Source organism: Alkalibacillus haloalkaliphilus C5 (assembly GCF_000269905.1).
In the GTDB taxonomy this organism is placed as follows: Bacteria; Bacillota; Bacilli; order Bacillales; family Alkalibacillaceae; genus Alkalibacillus; species Alkalibacillus haloalkaliphilus_A.
Genome location: NZ_AKIF01000139.1, coordinates 1 through 7,708 on the forward strand (window position 1 = coordinate 1; position 7,708 = coordinate 7,708).

Annotated in this window: 7 protein-coding genes and 1 riboswitch; of the genes, 4 read left to right on the top strand and 3 right to left on the bottom strand. The window is 37.9% G+C overall.

All coding sequences use genetic code 11. The annotated features are described in order from the left end of the window. Positions 1-187, bottom strand: a 187-nt coding sequence (locus tag A194_RS0112795; RefSeq protein ID WP_017187224.1) for a YgaP family membrane protein, incomplete at its 3' end; no start/stop codon positions are given. An 82-nt stretch (positions 188-269) separates the two neighbouring features. Here A194_RS0112795 and A194_RS0112800 point away from each other — a divergent pair. The 3 genes from A194_RS0112800 to A194_RS0112810 are packed head-to-tail and all read left to right on the top strand — an operon-like array spanning position 270 to position 3,432. After that, positions 270-2,018, top strand: a complete 1,749-nt coding sequence (locus A194_RS0112800) for an adenine deaminase C-terminal domain-containing protein (protein WP_017187225.1) — start codon at positions 270-272, stop codon at positions 2,016-2,018. Between the two features lie 36 nt (positions 2,019-2,054). Next, positions 2,055-3,107: a DUF3048 domain-containing protein gene (locus A194_RS0112805; RefSeq protein WP_017187226.1), complete on the top strand. Its 1,053-nt coding sequence runs from the start codon at positions 2,055-2,057 to the stop codon at positions 3,105-3,107. A gap of 16 nt (positions 3,108-3,123) precedes the next feature. Next, positions 3,124-3,432 carry a YerC/YecD family TrpR-related protein gene (locus A194_RS0112810; protein ID WP_017187227.1) on the top strand — a complete coding sequence of 103 codons (309 nt, stop codon included), beginning with the start codon at positions 3,124-3,126 and terminating at the stop codon, positions 3,430-3,432. 56 nt (positions 3,433-3,488) lie between these two features. Here A194_RS0112810 and A194_RS20820 read toward each other — a convergent pair whose 3' ends face one another. Continuing rightward, entirely contained in the window at positions 3,489-4,256 is a 768-nt protein-coding gene (locus tag A194_RS20820; protein ID WP_017187228.1) for a fluoride efflux transporter FluC, read from the bottom strand. Positions 4,257-4,407: 151 nt separating this feature from the next. After that, positions 4,408-4,574, top strand: a riboswitch (M-box (ykoK) riboswitch). 241 nt (positions 4,575-4,815) lie between these two features. On the opposite strand from A194_RS20820, the gene mgtE reads away from it, so the two are divergent. Beyond that, positions 4,816-6,183: a magnesium transporter gene (mgtE, locus tag A194_RS0112825; RefSeq protein WP_017187229.1), complete on the top strand. Its 1,368-nt coding sequence runs from the start codon at positions 4,816-4,818 to the stop codon at positions 6,181-6,183. A gap of 47 nt (positions 6,184-6,230) precedes the next feature. Here mgtE and A194_RS0112830 read toward each other — a convergent pair whose 3' ends face one another. Beyond that, the gene (locus A194_RS0112830; RefSeq protein WP_017187230.1) at positions 6,231-7,613 is read right to left on the bottom strand and encodes a glycine--tRNA ligase; all 1,383 of its coding nucleotides are present in this window, start codon (positions 7,611-7,613) and stop codon (positions 6,231-6,233) included. Positions 7,614-7,708 lie beyond the last annotated feature (95 nt).

The window sequence follows — 7,708 nt, forward strand, 5'->3', positions numbered from 1 at the left end:
CCTTGGCAGTCTCAGGGCAATACTTTACTATTCCTTCAGCAACCTTCATAGCCGAGACTAAAATAATTAACCAGTATCTTTGGCTCCAAGGGCGTTTAGTAACTCTTACAGCCCCATAAGTGATAAAAAATAAACCAAAAGTAATTCTAACCATAGCGTTAATTGTACCAATGTTTTGTTTTCCCATTTTACCCTTCCCTTCAGAGATTTAATGTATTAAAATTTTACATAAGTGGATATAGTTCGTTTATAAATGGAGGCATGAGATCATGAAAGAACATTTGTATAGATGGCGAAATAAACAACTCAGAGAACATACTGCCGTTGTTGATGGAGAAATGGCACCAACGATTGTATTAAAAAATGCCACTTACTTAAACGTGTACTTAAAGAAGTGGTTATCAGGCCACATTTGGATTTATGAAGACCGTATTGTTTACGTTGGAGATCAACTCCCAGATCACATCTCAAAACTAACAGAAGTTGTAGACTGTTCAGGTCAATATTTAGTTCCTGGATATATTGAAGCACATGCTCATCCATTTCAGTTATATAATCCCCATTCACTAGCTGAATATGCATCGAAAAGAGGGACAACAACATTAGTCAATGACAACTTAATGTTGTTATTATTATTGAATAAAAAGAAAGCGTTTTCTTTGTTGGATGATATGCAAAACTTGCCGGTATCAATGTTTTGGTGGGCTCGCTTTGATTCACAATCTGAATTGCGTGACGAAGAGGGCTTTTTAGACGATGATGCCGTTGTTAAATGGCTAGAACATCAAGCTGTTATTCAAGGCGGAGAGCTGACTAATTGGCCAGAGATTTTAACTGAGGACGATCGTGGCTTGTATTGGATGCAAGAGGCAAAACGAATGAGGAAAGTTGTTGAAGGGCATTTTCCTGGGGCATCTGAAAAAACACTGACAAAAATGAAATTGCTTGGTACTGATGGCGATCATGAGTCCATTTCTGCAGAAGAAGTTTATAGCCGCGTGAAGCTTGGTTATTATGCTGGCTTACGTTATTCATCGATTCGACCTGACTTGCCTAATATGCTGGAAGCGTTAAAGGAATATGAAGGTGACTTTTATAATTATTTATTTTTTACAACAGATGGTTCCACACCTTCTTTTTATGAACAAGGTGTCATTGATCGTTGTATTGAAATTGCATTGGAAGCCGGTGTTCCACTAGAAGAAGCGTATGCGATGGCAACCATTAATGCCGCTCATTATTTTTCATTAGGTGATCGATTAGGAAGCATTGCACCTGGACGTGTTGCTCATATCAACTTCCTTGAAGCAAAAGATCAACCAACTCCAGTGAAAGTCTTGGCTAAAGGTGAATGGATTAATTTTGAAGGATATGCTTTTAAAAATCGCAACCCTGATATTAAATGGGAAAACTATGGCTTGGGCAATTTAAATATAGACTGGGAATTAAGAGCTGATGATTTATTATTTTCCTCTCCATTAGGTATGGATATGTTAAATGATGTCATTATGAAGCCGTATCCAGTGAAATCAGAGTCACAAACACAAAAGCTTCCAAAGACACATGATATTGCTTACGTCATGTTAGTTGATCGTGATGGTAATTGGCGTATTTCTTCCTTTTTAAAAGGGTTTACGACTGAAATTGGTGGTTTAGTGAGCTCATATTCAAATACGGGAGATATCGTGTTAGTTGGTAAAGATAAGCGTGATATGAGTATGGCTTTTGAGCGCATGAAAGAGTTAGGTGGGGCGATTGTCGTTGTGAAAGATGGTGAAGTTATTTTTGAACTTCCTCTTCCGTTACAAGGTGTTATGACGGACTTACAAATGGATGAGCTGATGATTAAAGAGAAAGAGTTAAAACAGTTGCTTATTGGTAACGGATATCAATTTAGTGATCCGATTTACACATTGCTATTTTTATCATCGACTCACTTGCCATATATTCGCATAACACCAAAAGGACTTATGGATGTTAAGAAAAAAGAGATACTTTTTCCTTCTGTTATGCGTTAAAATGTTAGTATATATAAACAATAAAGGGTGTTGAAGATGAACAAAAGGTTATTAGTGCTCGCTATAGCACTTTTACTAGTGTTAGCAGCATGTAATGGGGAAGACGAAAGTTTAGAAGAAGAAACACCTGAAGAAAATGACATCGAAGATCAAGAAGAGGCTGAAGAGGAAGTTAATGTTGAACCGGAGTTTACTTTCCCACTAACTGGTGAGGGATCTGACCAAGAGTTTGACAGGAGGACTCTAGCTGTACAAGTAAATAACCACCCTTCAGCAAGACCTCAAACAGGGTTAGTACATGCTGATATCGTTTATGAATTTTTAGCTGAAGGCGATATTACAAGGTTGTTAGCCTTATATCATAGTCACATTCCTGAAGAAGTCGGTCCTGTTAGGAGTGCTCGTTCTTATTATATAGAAACGGCGAAGAACCATGGTGCTATTTATGTATATCATGGGGCGGCCGATTTTATTGAAGAAGATTTAAGAGCTGGTTGGGTCACGAATTTGAATGGTGCTTATTATGATAATGATCAATTTTTATTTAAACGTGTAAATCATAGAAGCGCACCACACAATTCTTATGTTATGCTAGAGAATGCCTATGAAGTGGCGACACGTAATAATATTAATGTTGAGCAAGAGCATGATTCATTAAATTTCATGTCATTAACTGATGTTGAGGAAATAGACGGCGAACAGGCTGAACAAGTCGAAATCAGCTATTCAAGTAATAATCAGGTGTCTTATCAGTTTGATGAAGCACAAGGTGGGTATTTACGGTATAGTGATGGAGAGCAATCTGTTGATTTAGATACGAATGAGCCTGTTGTTTTGGGTAATGTGTTAATTTATGAGACAGGCCATCGTGTAATCGATGATGCCGGCAGACGAGATATCGACATTGAATCAGGTGGTAATGGTTATTTGCTTCAACAAGGTACTATTAAGGAAATTGAATGGCAAACTGTTAATGACATTATGGTACCAACTATAGATGGTGAAGAAGTTGAACTTGTGCCGGGTCAAACATGGGTTAACGTTATTCCAAATTCACCTGGATTATTAGAAGCAGTTACATATGAGTAATGAGGAGGTAATCGCAATGCAAATTGATAAATTAAGAGGTAGAGAGCTTGATCAATTATTTGAAGCTATTTTGCAGCTAAAAGATGTAGAAGAGTGTTATCGATTTTTTGATGATGTAGCTACTGTAAATGAAGTACAAGCATTAGCACAACGCTTAGATGTTGCGCGTATGCTTCGTGAAGGGCATACTTATCAAAAGATTGAAGAGGAGACGAGCGCATCTACTGCAACGATCTCCCGCGTAAAACGTTGCCTAAATTACGGTAACGATGCTTATGAATTAGTATTAGACCGAGTTCATGAAGAAAAGAAAAACGAAAAGTAAATCCAATTCAAAAAGGTGATCCCGATATTAAATAGGGATCACCTTTTTATGTGCCATTAGGTTAATTGTACTGTGACAGCCAAGCTTAAACCAAAAAGAATGATAGAACCTAAAACACTAATCAATAAATAAGCCGAAACAAACTTAAACTGACGCTTTTGGATCAGTTGCATAGCTTCAACACTAAATGTCGAAAACGTCGTAAAAGCACCGAAAAAACCAACACTAAATAACAAGTATAATGGACTTTGTAACGGTTCTGGACCTGGGTTATAAAAGCCAACAAAAACTCCTAATCCTAATGCACCCAATAAGTTTACGACAACCATAGCTATAGGTAGACTTTCTTGGCGACGTTTACTCATAATGAAAAGCCTAGTAAATACCTTAGCGCCGCTCCAATAGCTCCTCCTATTGCAACTAAAGTGATACTCATGACGATCACCTGCTTTCCATCTCATTAACGAAACATAACCTAAAACAGCTAATCCGATACCACCAATAACTGAAATGATTAAGTATAACGTGAACAAAAGAATATCCCCATTTTCAATGAGCACAAATGCATCGTTAGCAAGAGCAGACATCGTCGTAAACCCACCACAAAAGCCTACACCTAAACCAGCCTTAATCCATTCTCGTGTATCTTTAATAATATAAATTGCTGTAAGAGCACCGAGTATTAAACTACCGATTAAGTTAACAATAATTGTGTTAATCGGAAAGTATGAATCGTAAAGTGACAAATCAACACTAAAGCGGAGAACTGCTCCAAGTGCGCCCCCAATTGCAACAGCAATGACATTAATAAAATATGTTTTCAAATTTGAGCCCTCAAATCTAATCAAACAATAGCGTTAATTACCGTAAAGATAGCATAGAACAAGTGTAAAGTCTATTGGGTCATTAATTAAAAATGTTTAAACACCAATTGACTAGGGAATGCATATCATGTATTCTATAAAAGGAAAATTTGATAATCCTCGTTAGGTGAGGCTCCTGTTCGGAGATACGCTACTGCCCAAAAACGTCCAAAGACGCCAATGGGTCAACAAGAACCATCGACTTAAGGTGGTTTTTAACGTAGCTGGACTAAGTCCTATGCCGTTCAGTGCTAAAGCTCAAACGAATGGAGGAGAAGGTCGGACATTGTTATCATTGACTTTTTCAATAGAGAGCTCTCTTTTCTCCATGTTTGAGGAAAGAGAGCTTTATTTTTGGCTAAAATAGGGAAAATAATATTAATTATGGACCCTAACCTAACGAGATGCATCAGGAGGTGATGGGGGATATGATCCCGAATCGAGTTTGTACGTCTTAATAGAAAAGTTTGATCACCCCCATCACTATACAGTGTAGGGGCAAAGTAAGGAGGTCTCTATAATGATGATGCGTCGTGTGAATAAGGCTAACTTATTCCAACAGTTAAAAGATTATTTAGAAAAAAACAAATTAGATTTATTTCAAGATTCGTTACAATCACTTCATATTCAGGACCAGGTGGAATGGTTTCAAAAATTAGACGATAAAAGTTTACGTCAAAAATTATATTCAGTTCTTACACCTGAACAATTAGCTGATATTTTACAAGGCTTAGAAATCGACGAACAGAAAAATGTAATGGATGAAATGGATCGCAATAAGTGGATTGCGACGTTAGATGAGATGGCTTCAGATGACGTTGCCGATTATTTAACAGAATTAAATGAAGAAGACGTTAATGCTGCATTGGGAGAAATGGACCAAGTGGCAGCTAAGCGAGTTAAGAAGATTATGGAGTACCAGGATGAAACAGCTGGTGCGTTAATGGCGACTGAATATATAGCGATTAAAACGACTGATACTGTACAAAGTGTCATGTCTCGCCTACGTGATGAAGCGCCTGAAGCTGAGACGATTTACTACATTTATGTCGTTGATACAGAAGGTTCTTTAGTGGGCGTTGTCTCGTTAAGAGATCTAATAACAAACGAGCCTGAAGTTAATATTGAAGATGTGATGAGCACTCGCGTCGTTTCAGTTAAAGTTAACCAAGACCAAGAGGAAGTTGCACGATTAATTCAGAAGTATGACTTTCTAGCTGTTCCAGTTATTACAGACGACAATAAATTAGTTGGTATTATTACGGTCGATGACATTCTTGATGTTATTGAAGAAGAGGCGACAGAAGACTTCGGAGAAATTTCAGCGGTAAGAGGTGCTACAGGTACAGACGTTACAGCATGGGATGCAGCAAAGAAACGTGCACCATGGATTATTATGCTGATGTTTTTAGGTTTAATTACAGCTGAAGTGATTGGCCGGTTCGAGGAAACGTTAGAAGCCATTGTTATTTTAGCTGCATTTATCCCTTTAATTATGGACTCAGCTGGTAATACAGGTACACAGTCACTTGCGGTTATGGTACGTAACTTAGCGATTGGTACGTTTGATAAACGTAACGTGTGGCGTGTGTTAAGACGTGAATTTTTCACAGGAGTTATGATTGGTTTAGGAAGTGCAGTTACACTCGCCATTTTAATTATGATATTTTATGAACAAAACTTAGCTTTAGCTGGTGTTGTTGGTACGTCAATATTATTAACATTGAGTATTTCAACTTTAACTGGTTCTATCATCCCGTTAATTATCGATAAGTTTAAAATTGACCCTGCTGTCGCATCAGGTCCATTTATTACAACGTTAAACGATATTATGGGATTACTCATTTATTTTACGATTGCAACATCAATGATCAATTATTTAATGTAAGGAAAATAAAGAAGTTCCCCAGTCTCAATAGGCTGGGGAACTTCTGTTTAATAACTTACCTTTTCCTGTAAGAACGATTTTAGTTCTGCAATAGGCATGCGTGATTGTTCCATCGTGTCACGATTACGAACGGTCACTTGTCCATCCTCTTTTGAATCAAAGTCATACGTAATGCAATAAGGTGTTCCAATTTCATCATGACGGCGATAACGTTTACCGATTGATCCTGATTCGTCGTAATCAACCATAAAGTCCTTCGCCAAGTCTTGGAATACTTCTTGAGCTTCTTCAGATAGCTTCTTAGATAATGGGAAGATTGCTGCTTTATATGGTGCTACTGCTGGATGGAAATGCATCACAGTACGCGTAGAACCATCTTCAAGCTCTTCATCTTCATAAGCATTTGTTAAAAATGATAACGCTAAACGGTCAGCACCTAATGATGGCTCAATGACATAAGGAATGTAACGCTCATTTGTTTGCTGATCGATATATTCCATATCTTCACCTGAATGTTCAGCGTGTTGTTTTAAGTCATAATCAGTACGAGATGCAATACCCCATAGCTCGCCCCAACCAAATGGGAATTGATATTCTAAGTCAGTTGTCGCATTACTGTAGTGAGATAACTCATCTTCGTCATGTTCACGACGACGGACTTTGTCTTCATCCAGTCCTAAGCTAGTTAACCAGTTATGACAGAAGTCTAACCAGTATGTAAACCATTCTTTCTCTTCACCAGGTTTACAGAAGAACTCCATTTCCATTTGTTCAAATTCACGCGTACGGAAAATGAAGTTACCCGGTGTAATTTCGTTTCTGAAGCTTTTACCAATTTGAGCAATACCGAATGGCAGCTTTTTACGCATTGTACGTTGAACATTTTTGAAGTTAACGAATATTCCTTGTGCTGTTTCAGGACGCATGTAAATTTCGTCAGAAGAATCTTCTGTAACACCTTGATACGTCTTAAACATTAAGTTAAATTGACGAATTTCAGTGAAGTTAGCTGAACCACATGTAGGGCATACAATTCCTTCTTCGTTAATAATCTTTTCTAATTCTTCAAAAGGCAAGCCGTCAACTACGCGCTCATCACCTTTTGCTTCAAAATGATCTTCGATAATATGGTCCGCGCGATGACGTGATTTACAGTCTTTACAGTCGATCATTGGGTCGTTAAAGTTACCTAAGTGACCACTTGCTTCCCACGTTTTAGGGTTCATTAAAATCGCTGCATCTAAACCGACGTTATAAGGTGACTCTTGGACGAACTTTTTCCACCAAGCATCTTTTAAGTTTTTCTTTAGCTCAACACCTAGTGGGCCGTAATCCCAAGTGTTCGCTAGTCCGCCATAAATTTCAGACCCTTGGAAAATAAACCCTCTGTGCTTACAATGGTTAACAATATGTTCCATATCTTGTGCCATGTTAGTACCTCCTAGTGACATTTTATATAAACAAAAAACTCCCGCCTCTGAGCTAATTGTTTAGCTCAGGGACGAGAGTGTTATTCCCGCGGTTC

What these genes read in the sequence shown, in the direction of transcription:
- A194_RS0112805 (WP_017187226.1), top strand. Translation starts at nt 2,055, where the DNA reads ATGAACAAAAGGTTATTAGTGCTCGCTATAGCACTTTTACTAGTGTTA.
- A194_RS0112810 (WP_017187227.1), top strand. Translation starts at nt 3,124, where the DNA reads ATGCAAATTGATAAATTAAGAGGTAGAGAGCTTGATCAATTATTTGAA.
- A194_RS0112830 (WP_017187230.1), bottom strand. Translation starts at nt 7,613, where the DNA reads ATGGCACAAGATATGGAACATATTGTTAACCATTGTAAGCACAGAGGG.
- A194_RS0112800 (WP_017187225.1), top strand. Translation starts at nt 270, where the DNA reads ATGAAAGAACATTTGTATAGATGGCGAAATAAACAACTCAGAGAACAT.
- mgtE (WP_017187229.1), top strand. Translation starts at nt 4,816, where the DNA reads ATGATGATGCGTCGTGTGAATAAGGCTAACTTATTCCAACAGTTAAAA.